Below are 25,244 nucleotides of genomic sequence, written 5' to 3'. Positions count from 1 at the left end.
AAAACGGTTGCCTTGACCGCTGCATTGCCCGTCAATCCGATGGCAAGAGGGGGTGCGCATGGATCACGACGTTATCATCATCGGCGCAGGCAGTGCGGGCTGTGTGCTGGCCAATCGCCTTTCGGCCGATCCCGGCACACGAGTCCTGCTGCTGGAGGCAGGCGGCAGCGACAACTATCCGTGGATCCATATCCCAGTCGGCTATCTTTACTGCATCGGCAACCCGCGCACCGACTGGGGCTATCGCACCGCGCCGCAGCCCGGCCTGCATGGGCGAGAGCTGGTCTATCCGCGCGGCCGGGTGCTGGGTGGGTGCAGTTCTATCAACGGGATGTTGTATCTGCGCGGGCAGTCGCAGGATTACGACGGCTGGCGGCAGATGGGCTGCACCGGCTGGGGCTGGGACGACGTGCGCCCCTATTTCCTGAAATCCGAGGATTACTTTGACGGTGACAGCGAACATCACCGCGCCGGTGGCGAGTGGCGGGTGGAAAAGCAGCGGCTCCGCTGGGAGGTGCTGGACGATTTCGCCCGCGCCGCCGCCACGGTCGGCATCCCCGAGGTCGACGATTTCAACACCGGCGACGCCGAGGGCGTGGGCTATTTCAAGGTCAACCAGCGCGGCGGCTTTCGCGTCTCGGCCGCCAAGGCCTTCCTGCGCCCGGCGCTGAAACGCCGGAACCTGCAGGTCCGAACGCATTCCCATGTGCGTCGCATCCTGATCCGCGACGGTTGCGCCATCGGCGTCGAGATCCTGCGCGACGGCGAGGTTCAGACCATTCGGGGCCGCAAGGTGATCCTGTCCGCCGGCGCGGTTGGGTCGCCGCAGATCCTGCACCTGTCGGGGATCGGCCCGGCGGCATTGTTGCAAAGCCACGGGATCAAGGTCATCCGCGACGCCCCCGTGGGCGAGAACCTTCAGGATCATCTGCAGATCCGCTGCGCCTATCGCGTCAGCGGTGCGAAGACGTTGAACCAGATGGCCGGCAGCCTGCTGGGCAAGGCGCGGATCGCCGCCGAATATGCGCTGTACCGCTCTGGCCCGATGAGCATGGCACCCAGCCAGCTTGGTGCCTTCGCGCGGTCGACCCCCGACATGGCGACGCCGGACCTTGAATATCACGTTCAGCCGCTGTCGCTGGATGCCTTTGGCGAGCCCCTGCATGCTTTCCCGGCGATCACGGCCTCGGTTGTGCCGCTGCGGCCCGACAGCCGGGGGCACGTGCATATCGTCTCGGCCAACCCGATGACCGCGCCCGAAATCTCGCCCAACTATCTGAGCGCCGAGTCGGACCGCGTGACAGCCGCTCATGCGATTCGGCTGACCCGCCGGATCATGGCGGCCGAGCCGATGGCGCGCTATCAGCCGCAGGAATTCAGGCCAGGCCCGGGCGGTGACAGTGATGCCGAACTGGCCGAGGCTGCGGGCAGCATCGGCTCGACCATCTTCCATCCCGTGGGTACCGCGCGCATGGGCGCAGACCCCGAGGCCGTCGTGGACCCGGCATTGAACGTGAAGGGGATTGGCGACCTGATGGTCGTTGACGCATCGATCATGCCGCGCATCGTGTCAGGCAACACCAACTCACCGACCATCATGATCGCTGAAAAGGCCGCCGACATGATCCTGCGGGAAATGCGTGGCATTTGATCTGTTAACTTGGAATTAGGCGAGCGGCGCTAGACCTTTGTCCGGGTGCATCGGATGAATGGATGGTGACATGACCACGCGTGGCGGCAATGCGCCGATCGTGATCAAGCGGATCACGATAAGTGAAGAAGGCGGCCATCACGGCGGCGCCTGGAAAGTGGCCTATGCGGATTTCGTGACCGCGATGATGGCCTTTTTCCTGCTGATGTGGCTGCTGAACGCGACCACCGAGAAGCAGCGACAGGGCCTGGCCGATTATTTCAGCCCCACAGTGGTTCGGATGCAGTCCGGTCAAGGCAGCGAAGGTGCCGATCAAGGCGACGGAAGCGGCAAGCCGGCTGAGGAGGATGTGCGGGCCGAACAGGATCCGCTGGCAGCGCTGAACAGCCATATCCAGAACCAATTACAGGGCATCGGTGCGGAATCGATGCAGAAGCGGAACATCTTGCGCCATGTCGTCACGCGCGTCACCGATGAAGGTTTGGTGATCGAGCTCAGCGATCTGGTGGAAGAGCCGCTTTTCACCGAGGATACTGCGTCACCGACCCCCACCTTGCGCCAACTGGCAGAAATCGTTGCCCGCGCCATCTCTCGGACGCGCAATCAGGTGGCAATTGCCGGGCATGTCCGCTCCTATCCCGCCGTGCTGGCCAGATCGCCGATCTGGGATCTGTCGAACCAGCGTGCGGATGCGGTGCGTGAGCTGTTGGAAAACACCAGCCTGCCGGCCAAGCGTATCCAACGGGTGACCGGCTATGCCGATCGACGCAGCCAGCCCGCGAACCCTGCCGCGCCGTCGAACAACCGTATCGAGCTAATTTTACTGAAGTAACCCGTCGGAACCCGGACACGTTAGGGCGATCTTAAACATTGTCGCGCAACCTGCCCGGAACGACTCATGAAAAAGGTGACTGAATGTCGATTTCGTCTTCGCTGAACGCCGGTGTTGCCGGGCTTGCCGCAAACGCGACGCGTCTGGCGACCATTTCCGACAATATCTCGAACTCGGCGACTTTCGGCTACAAGCGGATGATTGCTGATTTCGAAGGTATGGTTATCAACGAGGCGCGTGGTGCTGGTGTCTACTCGGCCGGCGGGGTGCGGGCATCCACCGCTCGGCTGATCGATCAGCGCGGGCCGGTGGTGCCGACCTCGAACCCAACCGACCTTGCAATTTCGGGGCGGGGCATGTTGCCGGTGACGCCCTCGGTCTCGATGGACAGTCAATTCAGCAACAAACCGATGATGATGACCACCACCGGCTCGTTCCGCACTGATGCTGATGGGGTCCTGCGCACGGAATCGGGCCTTGTATTGCTTGGTTGGCCGGCCAACGCTGATGGGACAATCCCGCTGATGCCGCGCGATACGATGGGCGGGCTGCAGCCGGTTGTCATTAATGCCAACCAGACGGCGGGCGACCCCACGACCAAGATGACGCTGGGGATCAACTTGCCTGCGACCCTTACCGAAGCGGGCGGGGCGACCGATGCCTTGAGCTCGAAGATCGAATATTTCGGCAATCTTGGCACCTCGGAATCGATGAGCGTAAGCTTCACGCCGGACACCTCGCATGCGTCGGGTATGTCGAATACCTGGAAGGTAGAGCTGCGGGATTCCGCGACTGAAAACGACCCGCTGACCCCGGTTGATGAAAGTGTGATCGCAACGCTCACAGTCGTTTTCGCTCCTGATCAGTCCAAAGGGGGGATGCTCGCGCAGGTGTTGGATAGCGCAGGCAATCCTCATCCCGATTATGACCCGGCGACTGGCGCGCTTGGGGTTACCGTCGGTGCCACGTCGACATATCCCGGTGATGCCATGGCTGTAACGATCGGCAAGCTTGGTGACCCGAATGGCTTGACCCAGTTGGGCGACAACTTCGCTCAGACGAATATCTCCAAGGACGGTTCGCCGGTTGGCAACTTTACCGCGCTGGAGGTGGACGAAAACGGCTACATTCGCGCGACGTATGACACTGGCTTCATTAAGACGATCTATCAGATCCCGTTGGTCGATGTGCCTAACCCCAATGGTCTGACATCGCTGAATAATCAGACGTATCAGGTTTCCCCTGATTCTGGTTCGTTCTTCCTGTGGGATGCCGGCGACGGGCCGACAGGTGCAGTTGTCGGCTACGCCCGCGAGGGTTCTGCCACCGATGTTGCCGCCGAACTGACCGACCTGATTCAAACGCAGCGCGCCTATTCGTCCAATGCCAAGGTCATCCAGACCGTGGACGAAATGCTGCAAGAAACCACCAATATCAAACGCTAAGGGTTGATTGGCCATGAGCATCGTCAACGCACTCAACAACGCGATAAGCGGGCTTACAGCCGCTGCCCGCGGGACTGAGGTGGTTGCCTCGAACCTCGCCAATGCTTTGACGCCCGGCTATGGTCGCCGCGAACTGGAACTGTCGTCTCGGACCCTTTCCGGGAATGGCGGCGGGGTTCATATCAATGCCGTGAATCGGATTGTATCTGATGCGGTCCTGGGGGAGTTTCGCCTGGCCAGCTCAGGTCTGGCTCGATCTTCGGTCAGCCATGGATTTTACAAATCAATCGAAGCAGCGATTGGCCTGCCCCAGGACAGCGGTTCACTGTCCGTAAAGATGACGGGGCTCGAAAATGCTCTCATTTCTGCTGCCAGCAGACCAGACAGCGAAGTGCGGCTGCGCGGTGTCTTTGATGCAGCCGATCAGCTTACCGCCAAACTCAGATCGATCAGCGACACGATCCAGGACAATCGTACCGATGCGGATCGGAAAATCGGGCTGCAGGTCAATGCACTTAACAATGATCTCTCGGAAGTCGCGCGACTAAACAAGCAGATCATTGTCGAGGGCGCGAACGGTCGCAGCACCGCTTCTCTTGTTGATGCCCGTCAGGCCGTGATTGACAGGATTTCTAGTATTGTCCCCGTGCGGGAGATGCCACGCGAAAATGGACGTGTTGCGCTGTTCACGACGGGCGGCGCTGTACTTCTGGACAGCATGACACCGACCACCTTTGGATTTCAACCAACCGGTCGCCTGGTGCCGGATATCGACGGCAACTCGGCCGTTTTGGGCCGGCTGACCATCGACGGAGAGCCAGCATCATCCGCGCAAATGGATCTTTTGCGTGGTGGCTCTCTATCTGAATTGCACAAGGTTCGCGACGAATATGGCGTTACTGCTCAGGCCTCTTTGGATGCTATTGCCCGCGAATTGCATGATCGCTTTGCCGATGCCACGGTTGATGGGACGCTTCCTTCCGGTGTGTCCGGTCTGTTTACCGACGGGCTGAACAATTTCGATCCGGCAAACGAACGCGGACTGTCATCGCGTTTGCGAGTCAACTCTGCCGTCGATCCTTCCCAAGGCGGGGCGCTGTGGCGGATTCGCGATGGTATTCAAGCCAATGTCCCCGGCGATATTGGAAGTTCGAATTTGATCGATGGGTTGGCCGATGCAATGGGTGCAATACGACAATACCACTCTGCGAACGCAACGAATACTGCAGGCAACTTGGGAAACTTGGTGGCGGGCGTTCTGTCAGATGTTTCAGCGACGCGCCTGACCTTTGAAGCGAACAAGTCGCGTGACGCGACATTGCAGTCATCCCTGCAAAGCGCCTTGTTCACCGATGCGGTTGATAGTGACCGCGAAATGGAAATGCTGCTTCAGCTTGAAAAATCCTATGCCGCCAATGCGAAGGTCATTCAGGCGGTAGATAAAATGCTCGATAATATTCTGAGGATTTGACGATGAATTTTGTATCAGTTGGCGACCTTTCTCGGATGTTTACACTGCGGAACTCTAATGCAAGCCTCCGATCGGATATCCAGCGGCTTTCGCAAGAGGTGACGACGGGACTGCAGTCGGATATTCCGAAGCATCTGAACGGTGACCTTGTCGAGTTTTCCAAAATTGAGCATGAGCTTGGTCGCGCGCGCGCATTTCGCCGCACTTCCGCGGAAGCAGCGTCGGTGTCGTCGTCGATGCAGGCCGCTTTGGGGGTTCTGCAGGATATCGCCGATGCGACGGGTGGAAACATGCTTTCCGACACCGCGCTGGCCGTCAACGACAGCCTGAAGTTAATGGCCTCCATGGCCGCAAGTCACCTCGACAGCGCGATTTCGACGCTCAATACGAATGTCGGCGGGCGATTTGTTTTTTCGGGCAGCAAAGTGAACGTGCCAGCAGTGGTATCGGCAGATGATCTGGTTGCTCAGGCGCAAACGGTTATCGCTGGGGCAGCAACCGCGGACGAGGCGATTCAGAGATTGGGCGATTGGTTTGCTGCAGCCTCTGGTGCAGGAGGGTTTTCGGATACGGCCTATCAAGGATCAGTGGGCCAGGATGGGGAATTTGGAATAGATGCCTCGACCAAAATACGCTTCACTTACAATGCAAACGACGCATCAACGCGGAAAATTCTGCTAGGCCTTACCATTGGCGCGCTCGTCTCCAAGGGCGCATTTGATGGCGACCATACTGCCCAAGCGGCGATGATGCGCGCCGGTGGCGGCGCATTGATCGAAGGCAACGCCGGCGTGGCACTTGTCCGCTCCGATCTTGGGGTCACTGAGCAAGTGATTGAGCGGAGTTCAGTTCGGCTGGATGCGATGCTGACCAATCTTCAGTTGGAGCGCAGCAACCTGATCCAAGCGGATACCTATGAAGCGGGCAGCCAGTTGATCCAAGCGGAAGCCCAACTCGAGGCCCTGTTTGCGATGACTGCGCGACTATCCAACCTCAGCTTGGCGAAATATCTATGAGAATCCTCATAATTCTAGCCCTGTCCCTTTTCGCATACCTACCGGGTGCGAATGCGGCTAGCGTTCGGTTGAAGGACGTGGTCGTGTTCGACGGGGTGCGGGGGAATGACCTGGTGGGCTACGGTCTGGTCGTCGGGCTAAATGGCACCGGGGATAGCCTGCGCAATGCCCCGTATACCGAAGACATGATGGTGACCCTATTGGAACGGTTGGGCGTCAATGTCAGCTCGGATCAGTTTCGACCGAAAAACGTCGCTGCCGTCATGGTGACGGCCGTTCTTCCTCCATTTGCGCGCGCTGGCAGTCAAGTGGATGTCACCGTCTCGGCAATCGGCGATGCAGATAGCTTGATGGGCGGCACATTGATCATGACACCGTTGAGCGCTGCTGACGGGGATGTTTACGCCGTTGCGCAGGGTTCGGTCATTGCAGGCGGCGTTGCGGTGAAAGCGGAAAATGCTGCTGTTGTTCAGGGTGTGCCGACTGCGGGCGCAATACCCTCTGGGGCGCGGGTGGAGCGAGAGGTTAACTTTGATTTCTCAACTCTACGCAATATCAGGCTGGCTTTGAAACAGCCTGATTTTACGACGGCCTCGCGGATAGAGAGGGTTGTGAACGGCAGTGGCGTCGGGCGTATCGCAGAGATGGTTGACGCCGGAACCGTGGTTCTTGACCTTTCGGGCAGCACTAACGTTAATCCGGCTCGGTTGCTTAGCCGAATTGAAAATTTGACTGTTGAAACGGACGGCAAGGCGCGCGTGGTCGTGGATCATCGTTCTGGTACGATCGTCATGGGAGAGGATGTGCGGGTTTCGCGAGTTGCGGTGTCGCAAGGCAATCTGACTTTGCGTGTGCAGGAGGTGCCGCAGGTTTCGCAGCCCAACCCATTTGCAGATGGTGAAACGGTCGTCGTAACGCAGGGTGCGGCAGAAATTACGGAAGAGCCGGGCATCGGCTTTGCTGAAGTGCAGGGAAGTTCGTCGCTGTCCGATGTGGTTGAGGGGCTGAATGCGCTGGGTGTGTCGCCGCGGGATCTGATTGACATTCTGAAGGCAATTCATGCGGCGGGTGCGCTGCACGCCGACTTGATCGTGAACTGACGGTCGGTGCCGGCCATATCAGATTTTCAGAAGGGAAGTCTTTTGTCGGGTGGGGCGTTCAAGGCTGCCGGCGGTGCGAGAAAGAAGACAGGCGCAGAAGCATCGATCATGCGGGGGGCTTGGCGGTGCGGCGAGGGTTGCGGGTGCGAGAATAAGCTGACCTCGACTGACGAGTTTTAATGTCTGCTCACGTTGCCTCAAGGCGCTTTTGCAAGCACCTTGAGGTTAAGCTGGTGTATCTGGGGATCGTCAGATTGACCGGCCCCGCCTTGGTGGTCCGATTTGGCCGTTAGTGTACGATCAAGATTAGTATCGAAATACGGCCCAACGGCATTTCGGATTTATGCTACATTGTGACATTCAGCGTGCCGCCATCGACCAGCAGATTCTGGCCGATAATGAACTTGGCTTGCTGGCTGCAAAGGAATGCGCAGGCGGCGCCAAAATCTGCGGCTGAACCGTAGGTCCCGGTTGGGATGCCGGATTGTCGGCGGGCACGGGCCTGTTCGATCGAGATGCCTTCTGCTTGTGCGGCGCTGCCGTCCAGACTGTCTGCGCGATCAGTTGCGTGCAACCCCGGCAGCAGGTTGTTCACGACGACGCCATGCTTGGCCACATCGCGCGACAGGCCGGCAACGAATCCGGTGAGGCCGGTGCGGGCGGTGTTCGACAGCCCGAGGATCGGAATCGGGGACCGCACGGCGGCCGAAGTGATGTTGACTACGCGGCCCCACTTGCGTTCGATCATGCCGGGAACGGTGGCCTGGATAAGCGCCACTGCCGTCAGCAGGTTCGCATCGAGCGCCTTGATGAAATCCTCGCGGGTCCATTCGGTCCAATGGCCGGGCGGGGGGCCGCCTGCATTATTGACCAGAATGTCGATTGGCCCGGCCACATCCAGCACCTTCGCCCGGCCGGCCTCGGTGGTGATATCGGCGGCAACGGCCTGCACCGAGACGCCGTATCGATCGGTCAGATCCGCGGCGGTTTGCTGCAGGGCCTCGGCACCGCGTGCGTTGATGATCAGGTCGACGCCCTCGGCAGCCAGCGCCTCGGCGCTGCCTCGCCCCAACCCTTTCGATGCGGCGCACACCAGCGCGCGTTTGCCCTTGATGCCCAGATCCATCGCGTTCTCCTGTCGTTTTCCGGCAGCAGGGAAACGCGGCAGAGCAGGTTTGTCCAGCGGAACTCGACCGGCGTTGCGGTGTTTTGCGTTCGTCCGTCTATGGCCGGCTATTGACCCCGGGGCAGGCGCGGCTGTGAATGGCTGGGCATTTAATCACATTGAAAGGGAAACCATGTCCGATCTTCTGGTGATTGCGTTCGACGACGAAAACTCGGCGTTCGATTTGCGGACCGAACTGGTCAAGCTGCAGAATGAGTACCTGATCAAGCTGGAGGACGCGGTTGTCGTCACGCGGCCGGCGGCAGACGACATTCAGCTGCATCAGTCGCTGAACCTGACGGCTGCCGGGGCGGTTGGCGGCACGTTCTGGGGCACGCTGGTCGGGCTGCTGTTCCTCAATCCGCTGGTCGGTGCGGCAGTGGGCGCGGGGTCCGGCGCGCTGGCGGGGTATCTGACCGATTACGGCATCAACGACGATTTCATGCGCGAGATCGGGCAGAAGGTGACGCCTGGCGGCTCGGCGCTGTTTCTATTGGTGCGCGAGATGACAACCGACAAGGTGCTGGACCGCATCGCCGATTTTCACAAGCGCGGCCGCGTTATCCAAAGCTCGTTGTCGAAGCAGGATGAGGAGCGTCTGCGCGAGGCCCTGGCAGGTGGCGGCGCGCCCGTTCCATCCGAAGATGTTGCGCCAGGCAACGCCACCCCTGCGCCGAAGGTGTAAGCGCGGGGTTTTCGGCTTGCGGGCTTGACGATGCGCAGGGCTGCATGAGACGAGCAGCCATGCGCAACCCGAGCAAGACAAAGAATATTCCCGATGCCGTGACACCGCGGCGGCGGCTTCGCCTTGGGCGGTGGCTGGCGGGCTGGGCCTGGTATGTGGGCATCCGCCTGGCCCTGGCGGCCTTTGTGTCGGTGCTGCTTTTCGCACTGTTCAATCCGCCGACCACGCTGACCATCATCCAGAACGCCCGCGATTACCCGATCCAACGCCGCGAATGGGCGGATCTGGAAGATATTGCGCCCGTTATGGCCCGGTCGGTCGTAGCTGCCGAGGACGCGAATTTCTGCCTGCACTGGGGCTTTGACATGGCTGAGATCCGGCGGGTCGTCGCCTCGGGGCAGCAGGGTGGGGCGTCGACGATCAGCCAGCAAACGGTGAAGAATGTCTATCTGTGGCAGGGCCGAAGCTGGTTGCGCAAGGCCATCGAGGCGGTGATGACGCCACTGGTCGAGGGGGTCTGGACCAAGCGCCGCATCCTTGAGGTCTATCTGAACGTGGCCGAGTTCGGGCCCGGCGTCTTCGGCGTCCACGCGGCGGCGCAACACCATTTCGGCACAACCCCAGACCGGCTGACCGCCCGGCAGGCGGCGCGGTTGGCGGCGGTATTGCCGGCGCCGAAATTGCGCGGGACGGCTCAGGCGTCGCGGCGGTCGCGGGCGATTGCAGACGGTGCGGCGACCATTGCGGCTGATGGCCGGGACGCCTGCTTCCGCTAAGCTGCGCAGCCTGTGGTTGCGATGTTTGGTTCAAGCTCAAAATTTCCTCATGCCGGAATGAGAGAAACGCCGCCCTGCGATAACCTGCAAGATCGCGGGGCGTTCAAAAATTTATTTATAAAACAGTGATATAACTGAATTTACCCTTCTTCGGGCGCAAACTTTCCTGCCCGTGGGGCCAGCTTGACGCATGGGTTTTCCAATGCAACCGTGCTGGGCGGAGGAGAAGGGCGGCTGTGCCTGACTGAGGCACGCTGTCCGCATAGGGGAGGAAAACATGAAACATTTTCTGGCGGCGACGTTTCTGGGGGTGATGGCGGCCGGTGCGGCCTATGCCGAGGGTCCGGTCGATGTGACCAATGTGAACAAAGAGCTGATCACGTCGGCCGAGGGCAAGACCTATACCATCGCCACGGTGGTCAAGGTCGACGGTATTGCCTGGTTCGACCGCATGCGCGAAGGCGTGGACCAGTTCAAGGACGACACCGGAAACGACACCTTCATGGTCGGTCCGTCGCAGGCAGACGCTGCCGCGCAGGTGCAGATGATCGAGAACCTGATTGCCCAGGGCGTCGATGCGATCTGCGTTGTGCCCTTCAGCGTCGAGGCGGTTGAGCCGGTGCTGCAAAAGGCCCGCGATCAGGGGATCGTGGTGATCTCGCACGAGGCCTCGAACATCCAGAACGCCGATTACGACATCGAGGCCTTCGACAACTTCGCTTATGGCGAAAACCTGATGAAGGTTCTGGGCGAGGCGATGGGCGGCACGGGGAAATACGTGGCCACGGTGGGCAGCCTGACCTCGAAAAGTCAGATGGAATGGATCGACGGCGCGGTCGCCTATCAAGAGGCGAACTTCCCCGAGATGAGCCTGGCCATGGATCGGCTGGAAACCTATGACGACGCCAATCAGGACTATACCAAGCTGAAAGAGGCGTTTACCGCCCAGCCCGATATCGCGGGCATTGTCGGTGGGCCGATGCCGACCTCTGCCGGGGCGGGGCGGATGATCACCGAATCCGGGCTTGCGGGAAAGGTGCATTTCTCGGGCACGGGGCTGGTATCTGTTGCGGGGGAATATCTGGATAACGGCGCCGTCGAATATATCCAGTTCTGGGATCCCGCCGTCGCCGGTTACGCCATGAACATGCTGGCCGTGGCGGCGTTGGAAGGGAAGCAGGATCAGATCAAGCCGGGCCTGAACCTTGGCCTTGCAGGATACGAGGACCTGATCGCCCCCGACGCGGCTGCGCCGAACAAGCTGTACGGTGCGGGCTGGGTCGGCGTGACCAAGGACAATATGGCCGAATACGATTTCTGATCGGCGGGCCGGCCGGGATTCCGGCCGGTCGCTTTTCCGGGATGGCGCTATGACCACCAACACTCCCCTGATCGAGATGCGCGGCATCACCAAGCGCTTCGGCGGCGTCACCGCGCTGGATGACGTGTCCCTGCAGATCATGCCGGGCGAGATCCATTGTCTCGCAGGCGAAAACGGCTCGGGCAAGTCGACCATCATCAAGGTCATGTCAGGCGTCTATCAGCCCGATGCCGGCACCATTCTGATCGACGGCAAGCCTGCCGGGGTGCTGGATCCGGTGAAATCGACCGCCGCCGGGATACAGGTCATCTATCAGGATTTTTCGCTGTTTCCGGCGCTGTCGGTGGTGGAAAACCTGACCATCAACAGCTTCCTTCACGAAGGCGCGCGGCTGGTTGACCGCAAGCGCGCGCGGGCCATGGCGCGCGAGGTGCTGGCGCGGCTGGATGTCGATCTGCCGCTGGATGCGGCGGTGGAAACGCTGCCGACCTCGGGCCGTCAGCTGGTGGCGATTGCGCGCGCGGTGCTGGCCGATGCGCGCCTTATCATCATGGACGAACCCACAACCGCGCTGACCGGGCGAGAGGTCGAGCGCCTGTTCCGCATCACCCGCGATCTACAGGCGCATGGCATCGCCATCCTGTTCGTCAGCCACAAGATGCGGGAGATGCTGGACCTTTCCGAAAGGCTGACGGTGTTTCGCAACGGCCGCAAGGTCGCCGAGGGTCCGATTGTCAATTTCGACGAGGCCGCGATCACCCACGCCATGACCGGCCGCGCGCTGGAGGTCGGGCATTACGACGCCCCGGCTGCCGAAGGCGCGCCGCGGTTGGAATTCCGTGATGTATCAGTCCCCGGCCATCTCAGCAACGTGTCGCTGAAGCTGTGGCCGGGCGAGGTGGTGGGCGTCAGCGGGCTGATCGGTTCGGGCCGGACTGAGCTGGCGCTGGCGGCTTTCGGGATGCTGCCGCCAGCGACGGGCGCGGTTCTGGTCGACGGGCAGGATGTCACGCCCCGGTCGGTCCAGCAGGCCATTGACGCCGGCATCGCCTATGTCCCCGAGGATCGGCTGTCCGAAGGGTTGTTCCTGACCCGCTCGATCCGCGACAATTCCATCGTTTCCTCGATCCGCCGCTTTGCGCCCGGCCTGGGGCTGAACCGCAAGGCTGCCGCCGACGCCACGCGCGAGATGTTCGACGGCATGGCCATCGCCGCCCCCTCGCCCGAGGTTGCGGTCGGCACGCTGTCGGGCGGAAACCAACAGCGGGTGATGATTGGCCGCTGGCTGATGACGGGCGCGAAGGTGCTGATCCTGAACGGCCCGACCGTGGGCGTCGATGTCGGATCCAAGGCCACCATCCACGCGATCATCCACCGCATGGCGCGCGAGGAAGGGCTGGCGGTGCTGATGATCTCGGATGATGTCCCCGAGCTGGTGGCCAACTGCAACCGCGTCGTCACTATGGTCCACGGCCGCATCACCGCCGAACTGTCCGGCGATACCCTGACCGAGGACGCGCTGAACGATAGCCTGCGCCTGAATATCGAGGTCCCCGCATGAGCGCGCAAAACGCGTGGTGGAAAAGCACCGAGGCGATGGTCGCCGGCATCCTGTTGCTGGCGATGGTGCTGATCGGGCTGGTCAATCCTGCCTTCTGGTCGCTTGAAAACCTGTTCAGCCTGGCGCGGTCCAATGTGGTGATCGGGATCATGGCGCTGGGGGTGCTGCTGATAATGATCTCTGGCGGGATCGATGTCAGTTTCCCTGCCTTTGCGGCTGCGGCGGCCTATCTGGTGGTGCGCGCCATGGTCGACTGGGGCTGGCCCACGGGCGTGCTGGTCCCGTTTCTGCTGGCGACGCTGGCCGGGGCGGCGATGGGTCTGGTGAACGCCACGCTGGTCTGGAAGCTGCGGATGATCCCGCTGATCGTGACGCTGGGCACGGCGGCGATGGCGCGCGGGCTGCTGAACGGCGTCGTTGGCACCTCGAACGTGAATATCAACAAGTATCCGAAATCACTGATCGAATTTGGCAAGACCGATCTTGTCACCATGACCAACGCCAAGGGGGCGACTTTCGGGCTGCCGGCGACGGTGCTGGCCTATCTGGGGCTGGCGCTGGCGATCCACTTCGTGCTCAGCCGGACGATGATCGGGCGGTCGGTCTATGCTTATGGCGCCGCGCCAGAGGCCGCCAAGCGCGTCGGCTTCCGCACCGGGCGCTCGCTGATCTTCGTCTATGTGACGGCGGGCGCGCTGGCGGGGTTTGCCGGACTGCTGCACAGTTCCATGATCTGGATGGCCAATCCGCGCGACTTCGTCGGGTGGGAGCTGGACGTGATCGCCGCCGTCGTGCTGGGGGGCGCCTCGATCTTTGGCGGGCGCGGCTCGGTTCTGGGGACGATGCTGGGGGTGTTCATTCTGGTGATGATCAAGAATTCGCTGATCCTGATGGGCATCGACACCACATGGCAGCGCGTCGTGGTGGGGGCCATGCTGATCGCTGCGGTGGCGCTGACGGCGCTGCGCGACCGCAAGGCCATCGTATGAGGAGGGCCAGATGACCAATCCCAGCCTGACCGCCCGCCTGTCCCGCGCCGCCGGTGGTGCCACCAATCTGCAATTGCTGCTGGTCTGCTTTGTCGTGCTGATCGCGATGAGCTTTGCCAATCCGCGTTTCCTGAACGCCTATAACTTCGAATCGATGGCGTTCTTCCTGCCCGAACTGGGCATCCTGTCCGTCGCGGTGATGATCGCCATGCTGACGGGCGGAATCGACCTGTCCATCGTCGGGCTGGCCAATCTGGCGGCGATCACGGCCGGGCTGTTCTTTCAGCGCATGGGCGGGGCAGAGGCCGGCATCGGCACTGTGCTGATCGGCGTCGCCATCGCGCTCAGCGTCGGGCTGCTGGGCGGGATCGTGAACGGGCTGCTGATCTCGCGCCTGCGGATCACGCCGATCCTTGCGACACTGGGCACCGGGCAGGTGTTCACCGGGCTGGCGCTGGTGCTGACCGGCGGCCCGGCCATCGTGGGCTTTCCGGCCGGCTGGAATGCCATTGGCAACAGCAAGCTGGGGCCGGTCCCGCTGCCCTTCGTGATCTTCATCGCGGTCTGCGTCGGCGTCTGGCTGCTGCTGACGCGCACCGCCTTTGGCCTGCAACTGATGCTGATCGGCACCAATCCCCGCGCCGCCGTCTTTGCCGGCATTAACCGGGCGCGGATGCTGGTCTACAGCTATGCGCTGACCGGGCTGCTGGCGGCGATGGCGGGGATCATCCTGTCGGGGCGGACCAATGCGGCGAAGTCGGATTACGGCGCATCATATCTGCTGCAGGCGGTGCTGATCGCGGTGCTTGGCGGCACCAATCCGGCCGGCGGGCGCGGCAATGTGCTGGGTGTGGCGCTGGCGCTGATTTCGCTGGTGATGCTGTCGTCGGGCTTCCAGATGATGCGCGTGTCGAACCACCTGATAGACTTCATCTGGGGCGCCTTCCTGATCGGCGTTCTGGTGCTGAACTATCTGCTGAGCAGCAGGAAAGAGGGCTGAATGACCGTCGCCGTCCCGCTTTATCGTGACCAGTTTTTCGAAACCGGCCGCGCCGTGCTGCATCACGGCCAGATCCGCGCCGACATCTGGCGCGCGCCTACGGGCGTTGAGATGCTACAGATCCGCAACCTCAAGGGACACGTCACCATCCTGCCCTTTATGGGCCAGATGTTGTGGGATGCCGCGTTTGAGGGGCTGTATCTGGGCATGTCCAGCCAGTTCGACAACCCGCGGCCCGCGCCAACGATCATCGGCACCTATGGCTGTCTGGGCTTTCATTCCGGGGTGCTGGCCAATGGCGTGCCGGGTCCAGAGGACAGCCACCCCGTCCATGGCGAATTGCCGACCTGCCGCATGGATCAGGCGACGCTGTTCGCCGGCGAGGACGCGCGCGGCCGCTGGGTTGAGCTGTGGGGACGGCGCAACCATGTCGAGGGCTTCGGCCCCCATTACGATGCCGAACCCACCGTGCGCATCTATGAAACCGACACGATGATCGATTGGGGGATGCGGGTCTACAACCGATCGGCCTTCCCAATGCCGCTGCAATACATGGCGCATCTGAACCCCGCCTTCCTGCCCGGCGCCACCATCCACCAGCCCGCGCCCTTCACGCCCGAACGCACACAAGTCCGCCGCGCCGTGCCCGCGCATGTCACCCCAAACGCTGACTATTTGGCCTTCATCGACGAACTCGCCGCCGATCCGGGCAAGATGCGGGTGCTGGACCGCGATCAGTATGACCCCGAACAGGTCTTCTATATCCGCGACCCCGGCACCGATGCCGAGGGCCGCGCGCATCTGATGCTGCGCCGACCCAAGGGTGACGGCATCGCGCTGTCCTACCTGCCGGCGCAGCTGCCCAAACTGGTGCGCTGGATCATGGCCAATGGCGATACCAAGGTCGCCGCCTTCGCACTGCCTGCGACCAGCGAACCCGAAGGCCGCACCGCCGAATTGGCCAAGGGCAATGTCATCCAGCTTGCGCCCGGCGCGCAGGCCGAATTCAGTATCCGCTTCGGCTATGTCTCGGCGCCCGAGGCCGAGAAGCTGGCCGAACTGATCGCACAGACAGGGGGCGAGGGATGAGCAAGGGCCGCATCGGCGTCGTCGGGTCGAACATGATCGACGTTATCACCTATACCGACCGGATGCCGGGACCGGGTGAAACCATCGAGGCCCCGGATTTCGAACTCGGCTTCGGCGGCAAGGGTGCCAATCAGGCCGTTGCGGCCGCCCGGCTGGGATCGCAGGTGATGATGGTCGGCTGCGTGGGTGGCGACATGTTCGGCGATCAGCAGATCCAGAACTTTCAGGACAATGGCATTGACGGCAGTCATGTCCATGTGATTTCCGGCAAGTCGTCTGGGGTCGCTCCGATCTTCGTCGAGCCGTCGGGTGAGAACTCGATCCTGATCATCAAGGGGGCGAATGCGGCCCTGTCGCCTGCGCATGTGGATCAGGCGACGCCGGCGCTGGCCGATTGCGCGGTGATCCTGATGCAGCTCGAAGTGCCGCTGGAGGTGAATTATCACACCATCGCCTGGGCCTCCGCGCAGGGGATCACCACGGTTCTGAACCCGGCCCCGGCCTCGCCCGATCTGGATGTCTCCCGGCTGGCCGGCCTGTCCTTCTTCTGCCCCAACGAGACCGAGCTTGCGACCCTGACCGGAATGCCCACGGGCACCGATGCCGATATCGTCGCGGCGGCGCGTCATCTGATCGCGCAGGGGATCGGTCAGGTGGTGGTCACGCTTGGCGGGCGGGGTGCGCGGCTGGTGACATCGGACGCGGTTCAGGAAATCGCCCCGGTCAAAGTCACGCCAGTCGATACCACCGGCGCAGGCGATGCCTTTATCGGCAGTTTCGCACATTATCTGGCGTCAGGCATGGGCGCGCCGAAGGCGCTGCGCGAGGCCGCACGCTATGCGGCAACCTCGATCACCCGCCGCGGGACGCAAAAATCCTATCTCACCGCAAGCGAGCTGGACGGCTTCTCATTCAGCAGCCGCCCGAAAGAGCAGCGGATTACCGCAGATGTCCACTCCTTCGTCTTTACACCGAAGGGCGGACCGCCGCGCACGCAAGAGATTCACCAGGCCCAGATCAAGCCTTCTACCGGCAGGGGCGGCGAGCAGCGGCTGAGCATCTGGATCCAGACAACCCGCCCCGGCGAAACGCCGGATGATCGCGGCGTCGAGGGCTGGGAATCCGCAGTGATCGTCAACCTCAACCCACCGGTTCCGCGACTTCCTGTCGATGGCGAAACGATCACCATATCGGAGCAGGACGACCCCGATATCTGGTTCGACGACTTCCTGTATTTCTGGGATCACGGGCGCTATACCAGCGGAACGATGACGATCACACCTGCCGACGAAGGCTGGCAGATCAGCTTTCACGGGCATTGCGATTCAGGAAACGAGGTCAGCTTTCAGGCCAGCTTCAAGGTGTGACGGTGCGCTCGGGTTCAGCCCTGCGCTTCCGCCGCAACCTGAGCCCTGGACTTCCGCCCGCGCTCTGTCGCCGATTTCAGCTGACCGCAGGCGGCCATGATATCCTCGCCGCGGGGGGTGCGGATCGGGCTGGCATAGCCGGCCTTATAGATGATGTCGGCGAATTTCTCGATCCGCTCCCAGCTTGACCGCTTATAGGGGGCGCCGGGCCATTCGTTGAACGGGATCAGGTTGATCTTCGCCGGGATGCCGCGGATCAGCTTGACCAGACGGCGGGCATCCTCGTCACTGTCATTCACACCGTCCAGCATCACATATTCGAAGGTGATCCGTTCGCTGTTCGACAGCTTGGGATAGTCGCGCAGTGCATCCAGCAGCGTGGCGATGTTCCACTTCTTGTTGATCGGCACCAGACGATCGCGCACCTCATCGGTGGTGGCGTGAAAGCTGATCGCCAATTGGCAGCCGATATCCTCGGCCGTCTTGGCGATCTCGGGCACGACGCCGCTGGTCGACAGCGTGATCCTGCGACGCGACAGCGACAGCCCTTCGCCATCCATGGTGACGCGCATGGCGTCGCGCACGGAATCGAAATTGTACAGCGGCTCTCCCATGCCCATCAGCACGACATTGCTGACCAGCCGGGTCTCGTCCTTCGGGGCGCCGGGTTCGGGCCATTCGCCCAGATCGTCACGCACCAGCATGACCTGGCCGACGATTTCCCCGGCGGTCAGGTTGCGCACCAGCTTCTGGGTCCCGGTATGGCAGAACGAACAGGTCAGCGTGCAGCCGACCTGCGAAGACACGCACAGCGTCCCGCGGTTTTCCTCGGGGATATAGACGGCCTCGACCTCGTGACCGCCGGCAATTTTCAGCAGGTATTTGCGCGTGCCATCTTCCGAGATCTGCCGGGTCACAACATCCGGCACCGTGATCTCGAACTTCTCGGCCAGCAAGGCGCGGTAATCCTTGGCCAGATTGGTCATCTGGGCGAAATCCCGCACGCCCCAGTGATAGATCCACTGCCAGACCTGACCCACGCGCATCTTGGCCTGCTTTTCGGGCGTGCCCGCATCGATCAGCGCCTCGCGCAGCTGGTCCCGGGTCAGCCCGACGATATTCACCCGCCCGGTTTCGGGCAGCTTGCGTGGAATGGTCAGCACGTCTTGCGTGATCGGGGCGGTCATGGCGGCAGATTCCTTGGGAAGACCGCAGACATAATGAAAAACGCCGTGCCAATCAAGGCGGGCGTTTCATTCTGGTTCAAATATCCCGTGGGGGTCCGGGGGCGCGAAGCCCCCGGCGCGGCATTACTGGCAGTTCGACTTCGCCGCGTTGGTCGCAGCGGTGATGCCTGACAGGCTGAAAGTGTCAACCGTCTGGGTGCCGCGCGACGACATTGCGGTCAGCGTCACGTTCGAGCCGGCGCGCAGCGCGGCGATCAGTTTGGCGTCCTCGCCGTTCGAGCCGGTCCAGGCGTTTTCACCCTCGGTGAACAGGTCGAACTTCTGGCCGCCGACATCCACTGCCACGGTCGAGCCGGGCTTGAACGGATAGCCACCGGTAAAGCTGACTTCGCCCGATGCGCCGGGGCGATAGGCGACATACAGCCGGATATCGCCGCGTTCGACCTGCACGGTCTGCCCGTCGCGGGTATTGGCCGAGGATTTGGGCGGCGACACCGCCCAGCATTCCTTGGGGTTGTTGCCGGCGAAGACGGTCCAATCGCCTTCGGTCGCAACGACATTGGTGGATTCCTGTGCCAGCGCGGGCCCGGCCAGTCCGGTCGCGACAGCGATAATTGCGGCCGCGCCGCGCAGCTTTGTGATGGTCATGTTCTGCCTCCTGCCGATAGCGTTCTTGACGATGCCTGTGGCCTTTGATGCGGTTCCCCGTCAAGATAGCGCCAAATCGATGGGCGAAAAAACCCCAATCGGCAGGAAATCGCGTATTTGTCACCAAATTTGGATAAGGAGTGGTCATGTCTGCGGCGGAGATGATCGAACTGTGGCGCGGCGACCTGCTGGAGGGCGTGCATCGCGGTCACGCCGTGATCCATGACGGGCACGAGGTCGTGGCGGCATGGGGCGATCCGGGCAAGGTGATCTTCCCGCGCTCGTCCTGCAAGATGATTCAGGCGCTGCCACTGCTGGAATCCGGCGCGGCCGATGCCGCCGGGCTCGGTCCGGAACAACTGGCGCTGTCCTGTGCCTCGCATAATGGGGCGGCATTGCATGCCGACAAGGTCGGGGCATGGCTGCATGGGCTGGCGCTTGGCGAAGGCGATCTGCGCTGTGGCTGTCACATGCCGTGGGACAAGGACGAAAGCCGCAGGCTGACCTGCTCGGATCACAAGCCCAGTCAGTTGCACAACAACTGTTCGGGCAAGCATGCGGGGTTTTTGACCTGGGCGCGCCATGCGGGCGCCGGGCCTGAATATGTCGAGATCGACCACCCGCTGCAGAAAGCCATCCGGCAGGCCACAGCCGAGGTGATGGCCGAAGAACCGGCAGGCTATGGCATCGACGGCTGTTCGGCACCGAATTTCGCGGGCTCCATCACCGGTCTGGCGCGTGCCATGGCGGCGTTCGCCCAGCCCGGCAGCGGCGCCCGCGGACAGGCGATGGAGCGTCTGGTTCAGGCCATGACCGCTTATCCCGAATTGGTCGCCGGCGAAGGTCGCGCCTGTACCGAGCTGATGCGCGCCATGGGTGGCCGTGTTGCCGTCAAGACCGGGGCGGAAGCTGTCTTTATCGCCATCATCCCGGAGAGGAAGCTGGGTGTTGCGGTCAAGATCGAGGATGGCGGCACCCGCGCATCGCAGGCTGCGATCACGGCGCTGCTGGTGCATCTGGGGGTGTTGGACAAGGGGCACCCGGTCGTCGGAAAATACCTGACCAACCCGATGAAGAACTGGCGCGGGATCGACGTCGGCGGGCTGCGTATCGCCCCCGGCTTTCCCAGCTGATCCACTGGGTCGCCGGGCTGGCGGGTCGTGTCGCGCTAGGCGCGCAGGCGGGCGATGAAGGCTGACAGGCCGCGTTTCATCCACTCGAAAGGGTCACCGTCGGGCTGCCAGTCACGGAAATGCCCGTCCGTATACATGCGTGACAGCCCGTAAACCATGGCGCGCGAATCTAGAATAATCGTCTCGATATCCTGACCGGGGGCCAGCTGACCGTTGTCGCGGGCGCGGGTCAGCAGATCGACCATGCGAATGCGGATGCGCGCGTTCAGCGCGGTAGAGATTTCCGAGGTGTGGAAGTCGATCAGCTTGCGGTCGCTGACGATCTGGAAATGCGTCGGATAGGTGCGCACCCATGCCAGATAGCCTTGGCCGATCCGTTCCAGCTGGCCCAGCGGATCATTTTCCAGTGCCGGGTCCTGGGCTGCGGTAACTGCGTCGTACAGCCGCTCGACTGCCTGTTCTGCGACCGCCGTCAGCAGCGCTGATTTCGAACGGAAATGCCTGAAGGGGGCGCCGGGGGAAACACCGGCCCGCTTGGCGACCTCGCGCACGGTCACTTTCTCGACGCCGATTTCTTCGACCAGTTGGATTGTCGTCTCGATCAGGGCCGGGACAAGGTTGCCGTGGTGATACGGCCTCTGTTCTGCGGGCATGCTGCACTCCTCAAGGCGAGGATATTGTCAGGATATTTGTCGCACAATCTATACATGTATACAGGGATGTAAGCAGGTATTACATTTTTTTGGCGGAGCGTATGTTGATCCGAAATATCAACATGCTGGCCCTTTTGCGTCGCCTTGATTGCCAGCGCGCGCTGGTCCCGGTGACCACCCGCTGGCCGGCCAAGAAAAAACCCGCCGCATCGCTGCGGCGGGTTTCAAGGTGCAGGCCAAACAGGCCCGTCCGTCGCACTTAGCCCTGGCGGGCCTTGAAGCGACGGTTGGTTTTGTTGATCACGTAGATCCGGCCCTTGCGGCGCACCACCTGGCAGTCACGGTGGCGGCTTTTGAGCGAGCGGAGCGAGTTGCGAACCTTCATCGTTCTGTTCCTCATCGCGGCGCTCAGCCAAGCGCCTTGAAACTCAAAATGCCCCCGGTCATCAGCCCGGGGGCGCGAAAATGGTGGGCGGTACTGGGATCGAACCAGTGGCCACTACGATGTCAACGTAGTGCTCTACCGCTGAGCTAACCGCCCGTTCCCGTGCGCATCCGCCCCGTCAGAGGCGGGATTCGCTTCGGTTCGTGGGTCTATATAGGCAGTCTGTAGGGGTTTCAAGACGGTTGGCGACAGAAAAACGCGACGGTATAAAACATGCAGGTAGGGCGGTGAAAAATACGCCCGGACACGGGGAAAGGTCCATGATCCAGGGCGCGATGCCAGCGGATGAATTCGGCCACGATCTGCAGCGCCCGGTTGAATGGGCCAGCGGCGTTATCGTCTGTTCGCCACATTCGGGGCGCGACTATCCAGATTGGTTTCTGTCCGAATCCTGCATAGATATCAATTCCTTGAGGTCATCCGAAGACGCGTTCATCGATCGCCTGATCCAGCCTGCATTGGCTGCGGGGGCGGTAACGCTGACTGCCCGGCTGCCGCGGAGCATCATCGATCTGAACCGCGCCGCCTCGGAATTGGATCCCGGTGCCGTGGAATGTGGGCCGGGCCGCAACCCTTCGCCGCGCGCGCTGGCGGGGCTTGGCGTGATTCCCCGCGTCGTTTCGGGCGCGCGCCCGATTCGCTTTGCGCCCATACCCATGGCCGAGGCGCGGCGCCGCATCGACAGCTATTGGCGGCCCTATCATGCCGCCTTGCGCGGGCTGATCGACGAGGCGCTGGCGCGATTCGGCTGGGCGATCGTCATCGACATGCATTCGATGCCCCATGACGCCATCTCGCATCTGGTGCCGCCATTGCCCGACGCGGTGATCGGCGACCGCCACGGTGTCAGTTGCGGTCCGGCCCTGCGCGAGATGATCTGCACCTTGATGCGTCAGGCCGGCTTTCGGCTGCGCCTCAACGCGCCGTTTTCCGGCGCCTATATCACCAATGCCTACGGTCGCCCGGCGCAGAATGTCCATGTCCTGCAGATCGAGATCGACCGCAATCTGTACCTGGACCCGGTGCGGATGCAGCCCTCTGAAGGTTATGATGCGCTGGCAGAACGGCTGGGCCGTTTCCTTTCGCGGGCGGCCCATTTGCGGCCCGATGCCGGGCGCAGCGAGGTCGCGGCCGAGTGAGGCCCGCACAGGATTTTGCCGGGGCCAAGCTGATCCTGACATGCGGCGACGATCTGCTGGTCTGCCTGCGCGATGATCTCGAACATATTCCTTGGCCGGCCCATTGGGACCTGCCCGGCGGCGGCGCCGAACCGGGCGAGACGCCCGAAGGCTGCGCCCTGCGTGAGTTGGAGGAGGAGTTTGGCCTGCGCTTTCCCCCCGCTCGGCTGGAAGCGGGCTTTACCTTTCCCAATCCCCACCGCGCCGGTCGCTATTCCGTCTTTTTCACCGGCAGGATCACCCCGGCAGAGATCGCGGGCATCCGATTCGGCGATGAGGGCCAATGCTGGCGGATGATGCCGCTGGCCGAATACCTGACCCATCCGCGGGCAGTGCCGCATTTTCCGGCGCAGATCGCGCATTGCCTTGGGCTGACGCGGCCCTGACATGCGAAAGGCGGGCCTCGGGGCCCGCCTTTGCAAGATTCCCCAGCCGACTATTGCGCCGGCTTGGGGGCGGGGGCAGTCGAATCCATCTCGGACGCTGACTCCACCTCGTCTGTGGCAGATGCGGCGGCCTCGACCGGCAGGGCGGCCGGGTCGTCGGCGGGCAGGCGGATGGTCGCCGCAGGGTTCATGGCGAAGAAGTTCATCGGCATCAGGTGGATGGTCTTCCATTCAGTCGACATGACCGGCCAATCCTCGACACGCGGGATATGGTGGAAGCCCGCCGTGAACCACGACACGATGTCGGCATTGTGCAGCGACTGGTCGTCCTCGACCCATTGCGCCAGCGTGTCGGACCCGTCCGAACCCATGGCGAACGTACCGCCGGCATAGCGCTGTTCGGGGTCATAGACTGTGTTCCACAGGCTGTATTCCAGATAGCGGTTGCGCTTGAACGGCGGGTCGTTTTCGAAGTCGTATGGCCCGTAGGCGACGTTGCCGTGATGGATCATATAGGCCGGGCTATGGCCCAACGGGCCTTTCCGGCTGCTATCCATGACGTGGAAATAGCGCGGCTTGAAGGCGCTGAAGGTATAACGCGCCTCAAGTTCGGAATTGGCCATCACCTCGTTGACCTGCCACATCGACTTGCGCGGCACATCGGCGGGCAGGTTTTCCGCCGGCACGATATCCAGCGTCGAGGCCATGTTGGCCGGCTGGTCGACATCGAAATCCATGCGGAAATTGAAATAGTGGTCATGGTTCGGCGCCACCAGATTCGGCGCGATCAGGCTGCCATATCGGGTATCATCCGCCGCCGTCGGGTCATCCATGCTGGTCGAGGCCACGCCTTTGACCGCATCAAGCCCCGAGGCCCCGACCATGATATAGATCGCGCCGTTTTCCTTGAAACGATAGTCGATCAGATAGTCATAGTTGCCGACCTCTGACGCGGTGCGGATGACCAGTTCGGTTTCCGGGCGGCCCTCGGCGGGGGTGAATTTGTCGGGGCCTTGGGCGAAGACCTCGAAATGGCGCCATGCCGGGTCGCCGATGTCGCGTTCGAAGATGCAGACGGCATCGGGGATTTCCATCGGATTCCCGGCGTCGTCATTGACGATGGCGGGCAGGAAGGTGGCATAAGACGGGCAGTCGACATTCTTGCGCAACGGCGTCAGGAACAGGCCGAACCCGTATTCGCCGCTGTCCATATAGGTCCGCCAGTACCAGCCCTCGGACGGGTCCATATAGGGCACGAAGACCTCGGACAGATGGGCCTGATACAGCACGCTGCGCCATTCCTCGCCGTCCTTCACGTCGATATTGGACAAGACCAGCCCCGGCCGCTTGTCGGTGCGATAACGGAAGCGCCAGATGTCCCAGTTTACAACGCCGTTCTCGATGGTGAAGTTCGCGCCACCCGGCTGGGCCAGACGGGCGGCATTGCTGGCCGGGCGCAGGGGCGCGCGTTCGGCGATTTCGGCCTCGGTATAGCCCCAGCTGTCAGTGGGCTTGTCGACGACGCCATTGTCGATGACCTCGATCACCTCGCCCTTTTCCAGGTCGACCATGGCGTAAAGGCCTTCAAGCGGCTTGGCATACCAGTTCGACGCCTCACCCGGCGCCTCATAGCAGGGCACCTTCATCAGGCGCTTGCCCTGATATTCGGGCGTCAGGAAGTTCCCGGCGGTCAGCGGCAGGCAGAAGGCTTCGTCCGGCGTCACCTCGCGCTTGGCGAGGCCTTCGACCATGCGCGGATCGGACAGTGCCACCTGCATCGCCTTCATGAATTCGCCAAACAGCACCATCGGCTGGCCCGAGGTCAGCGCGCTGTCTTCCACCGTGCCCTGCGTCAGGTTGACGGTCGCGCGCTTGAACCCTTCGGGCGTGGCGTAATCGACGATCACCCGGCGGTCGAGGCTGTCGCCTTCCTTCCATGCCAGAACCTGATCCTTCGGCGGCTCTTTCAGTTCGATCAGCGGGTAGAGGGTCTTGTCATCGGCCTCGCCCGCGCCGCGCAGGATCTCGCCCGCCTTGCGGATTTCGTCGCCCGTCAGACCGTCCAGCGGATGCGCCACAGCGGCCGAACCCAGCAGCAGCGCGGCCAGCGTCAATCCGGTTGCGAATGTTGATTTCATCGTATTTC

23 protein-coding genes and 1 tRNA gene are annotated in these 25,244 nt (G+C 62.2%); 17 read left to right on the top strand and 7 right to left on the bottom strand.

The features are described from left to right. Positions 1 to 58 precede the first annotated feature (58 nt). From G7044_RS07170 to G7044_RS07145, 6 genes are all read left to right on the top strand, one after another. Positions 59 to 1,651: a GMC family oxidoreductase gene (locus tag G7044_RS07170; protein ID WP_166327586.1), complete on the top strand. Its 1,593-nt coding sequence runs from the start codon at positions 59 to 61 to the stop codon at positions 1,649 to 1,651. 70 nt (positions 1,652 to 1,721) lie between these two features. Then, entirely contained in the window at positions 1,722 to 2,483 is a 762-nt protein-coding gene (locus tag G7044_RS07165; RefSeq protein ID WP_166327584.1) for a flagellar motor protein MotB, read from the top strand. Positions 2,484 to 2,566: 83 nt separating this feature from the next. Continuing rightward, positions 2,567 to 3,928: a flagellar hook protein FlgE gene (locus tag G7044_RS07160; protein WP_166327582.1), complete on the top strand. Its 1,362-nt coding sequence runs from the start codon at positions 2,567 to 2,569 to the stop codon at positions 3,926 to 3,928. Positions 3,929 to 3,941: 13 nt separating this feature from the next. Continuing rightward, entirely contained in the window at positions 3,942 to 5,399 is a 1,458-nt protein-coding gene (gene flgK / locus G7044_RS07155; RefSeq protein ID WP_166327580.1) for a flagellar hook-associated protein FlgK, read from the top strand. Between the two features lie 2 nt (positions 5,400 to 5,401). Next, on the top strand, positions 5,402 to 6,415 hold the full coding sequence (locus tag G7044_RS07150) for a flagellin (protein WP_166327578.1): 1,014 nt from the start codon (positions 5,402 to 5,404) through the stop codon (positions 6,413 to 6,415). Next, a complete protein-coding gene (locus G7044_RS07145; RefSeq protein ID WP_166327576.1) occupies positions 6,412 to 7,515 on the top strand; it encodes a flagellar basal body P-ring protein FlgI in 1,104 nt (367 codons plus the stop codon). Before G7044_RS07150 ends, G7044_RS07145 begins: the two co-directional genes overlap by 4 nt. A gap of 346 nt (positions 7,516 to 7,861) precedes the next feature. Here G7044_RS07145 and G7044_RS07140 read toward each other — a convergent pair whose 3' ends face one another. Then, the gene (locus tag G7044_RS07140) at positions 7,862 to 8,641 is read right to left on the bottom strand and encodes an SDR family oxidoreductase (protein ID WP_166327574.1); all 780 of its coding nucleotides are present in this window, start codon (positions 8,639 to 8,641) and stop codon (positions 7,862 to 7,864) included. A 172-nt stretch (positions 8,642 to 8,813) separates the two neighbouring features. Here G7044_RS07140 and G7044_RS07135 point away from each other — a divergent pair, with 172 nt between their 5' ends. From G7044_RS07135 to rbsK, 8 genes are all read left to right on the top strand, one after another. Beyond that, entirely contained in the window at positions 8,814 to 9,365 is a 552-nt protein-coding gene (locus G7044_RS07135) for a DUF1269 domain-containing protein (protein ID WP_166327572.1), read from the top strand. A 44-nt stretch (positions 9,366 to 9,409) separates the two neighbouring features. Continuing rightward, positions 9,410 to 10,141, top strand: coding sequence for a monofunctional biosynthetic peptidoglycan transglycosylase (mtgA, locus tag G7044_RS07130; protein WP_166327570.1), 732 nt, complete (start codon positions 9,410 to 9,412; stop codon positions 10,139 to 10,141). A gap of 277 nt (positions 10,142 to 10,418) precedes the next feature. Beyond that, a complete protein-coding gene (locus G7044_RS07125; protein WP_166327568.1) occupies positions 10,419 to 11,462 on the top strand; it encodes an autoinducer 2 ABC transporter substrate-binding protein in 1,044 nt (347 codons plus the stop codon). A 49-nt stretch (positions 11,463 to 11,511) separates the two neighbouring features. Beyond that, positions 11,512 to 13,023, top strand: a complete 1,512-nt coding sequence (locus G7044_RS07120) for a sugar ABC transporter ATP-binding protein (RefSeq protein ID WP_166327566.1) — start codon at positions 11,512 to 11,514, stop codon at positions 13,021 to 13,023. Further along, entirely contained in the window at positions 13,020 to 14,012 is a 993-nt protein-coding gene (locus tag G7044_RS07115; RefSeq protein WP_166327564.1) for an ABC transporter permease, read from the top strand. The genes G7044_RS07120 and G7044_RS07115 overlap by 4 nt, the downstream gene beginning before the upstream one ends. A 10-nt stretch (positions 14,013 to 14,022) precedes the next feature. Then, the gene (locus tag G7044_RS07110) at positions 14,023 to 15,012 is read left to right on the top strand and encodes an ABC transporter permease (protein WP_166327562.1); all 990 of its coding nucleotides are present in this window, start codon (positions 14,023 to 14,025) and stop codon (positions 15,010 to 15,012) included. After that, positions 15,013 to 16,101, top strand: coding sequence for a DUF4432 family protein (locus tag G7044_RS07105; RefSeq protein WP_166327560.1), 1,089 nt, complete (start codon positions 15,013 to 15,015; stop codon positions 16,099 to 16,101). Further along, entirely contained in the window at positions 16,098 to 17,468 is a 1,371-nt protein-coding gene (rbsK, locus tag G7044_RS07100; RefSeq protein ID WP_166327558.1) for a ribokinase, read from the top strand. The genes G7044_RS07105 and rbsK overlap by 4 nt, the downstream gene beginning before the upstream one ends. Positions 17,469 to 17,482: 14 nt before the next feature. On the opposite strand, the gene rlmN is transcribed toward rbsK, so the two are convergent. Further along, positions 17,483 to 18,655, bottom strand: coding sequence for a 23S rRNA (adenine(2503)-C(2))-methyltransferase RlmN (rlmN, locus tag G7044_RS07095; RefSeq protein ID WP_166327556.1), 1,173 nt, complete (start codon positions 18,653 to 18,655; stop codon positions 17,483 to 17,485). A gap of 123 nt (positions 18,656 to 18,778) precedes the next feature. Then, positions 18,779 to 19,303 carry an invasion associated locus B family protein gene (locus tag G7044_RS07090; RefSeq protein ID WP_166327554.1) on the bottom strand — a complete coding sequence of 175 codons (525 nt, stop codon included), beginning with the start codon at positions 19,301 to 19,303 and terminating at the stop codon, positions 18,779 to 18,781. A 146-nt stretch (positions 19,304 to 19,449) separates the two neighbouring features. Between G7044_RS07090 and G7044_RS07085 the strand changes: the two genes are divergently transcribed. Next, a complete protein-coding gene (locus G7044_RS07085) occupies positions 19,450 to 20,436 on the top strand; it encodes an asparaginase (RefSeq protein ID WP_166327552.1) in 987 nt (328 codons plus the stop codon). A 35-nt stretch (positions 20,437 to 20,471) separates the two neighbouring features. Here G7044_RS07085 and G7044_RS07080 read toward each other — a convergent pair whose 3' ends face one another. The 3 genes from G7044_RS07080 to G7044_RS07070 form a co-directional block, all read right to left on the bottom strand. After that, positions 20,472 to 21,089: a TetR/AcrR family transcriptional regulator gene (locus G7044_RS07080; RefSeq protein WP_166327551.1), complete on the bottom strand. Its 618-nt coding sequence runs from the start codon at positions 21,087 to 21,089 to the stop codon at positions 20,472 to 20,474. 259 nt (positions 21,090 to 21,348) lie between these two features. After that, positions 21,349 to 21,474 (bottom strand): type B 50S ribosomal protein L36, encoded by a 126-nt coding sequence (ykgO, locus tag G7044_RS07075; RefSeq protein ID WP_042245282.1) that lies wholly within the window; start codon positions 21,472 to 21,474, stop codon positions 21,349 to 21,351. A gap of 81 nt (positions 21,475 to 21,555) precedes the next feature. Further along, a tRNA-Val gene (locus G7044_RS07070) sits at positions 21,556 to 21,630 on the bottom strand. A gap of 164 nt (positions 21,631 to 21,794) precedes the next feature. Between G7044_RS07070 and G7044_RS07065 the strand changes: the two genes are divergently transcribed. Together G7044_RS07065 and G7044_RS07060 are read left to right on the top strand one after the other, a co-directional pair. Further along, positions 21,795 to 22,673 (top strand): N-formylglutamate amidohydrolase, encoded by an 879-nt coding sequence (locus G7044_RS07065; RefSeq protein WP_235931200.1) that lies wholly within the window; start codon positions 21,795 to 21,797, stop codon positions 22,671 to 22,673. Then, complete coding sequence (locus G7044_RS07060; protein WP_328803828.1) at positions 22,670 to 23,098, top strand: NUDIX hydrolase; 429 nt, start codon at positions 22,670 to 22,672, stop codon at positions 23,096 to 23,098. The genes G7044_RS07065 and G7044_RS07060 overlap by 4 nt, the downstream gene beginning before the upstream one ends. A gap of 50 nt (positions 23,099 to 23,148) precedes the next feature. Here G7044_RS07060 and G7044_RS07055 read toward each other — a convergent pair whose 3' ends face one another. Beyond that, entirely contained in the window at positions 23,149 to 25,236 is a 2,088-nt protein-coding gene (locus tag G7044_RS07055; protein WP_166327550.1) for a copper amine oxidase, read from the bottom strand. Positions 25,237 to 25,244: the final 8 nt, after the last annotated feature.

Source organism: Paracoccus xiamenensis (genome assembly GCF_011308835.1).
In the GTDB taxonomy this organism is placed as follows: Bacteria; Pseudomonadota; Alphaproteobacteria; order Rhodobacterales; family Rhodobacteraceae; genus Paracoccus; species Paracoccus xiamenensis.
The sequence above is the reverse complement of the archived record's forward strand: the minus strand, read 5'-3'. Positions and strand labels throughout refer to the sequence as shown.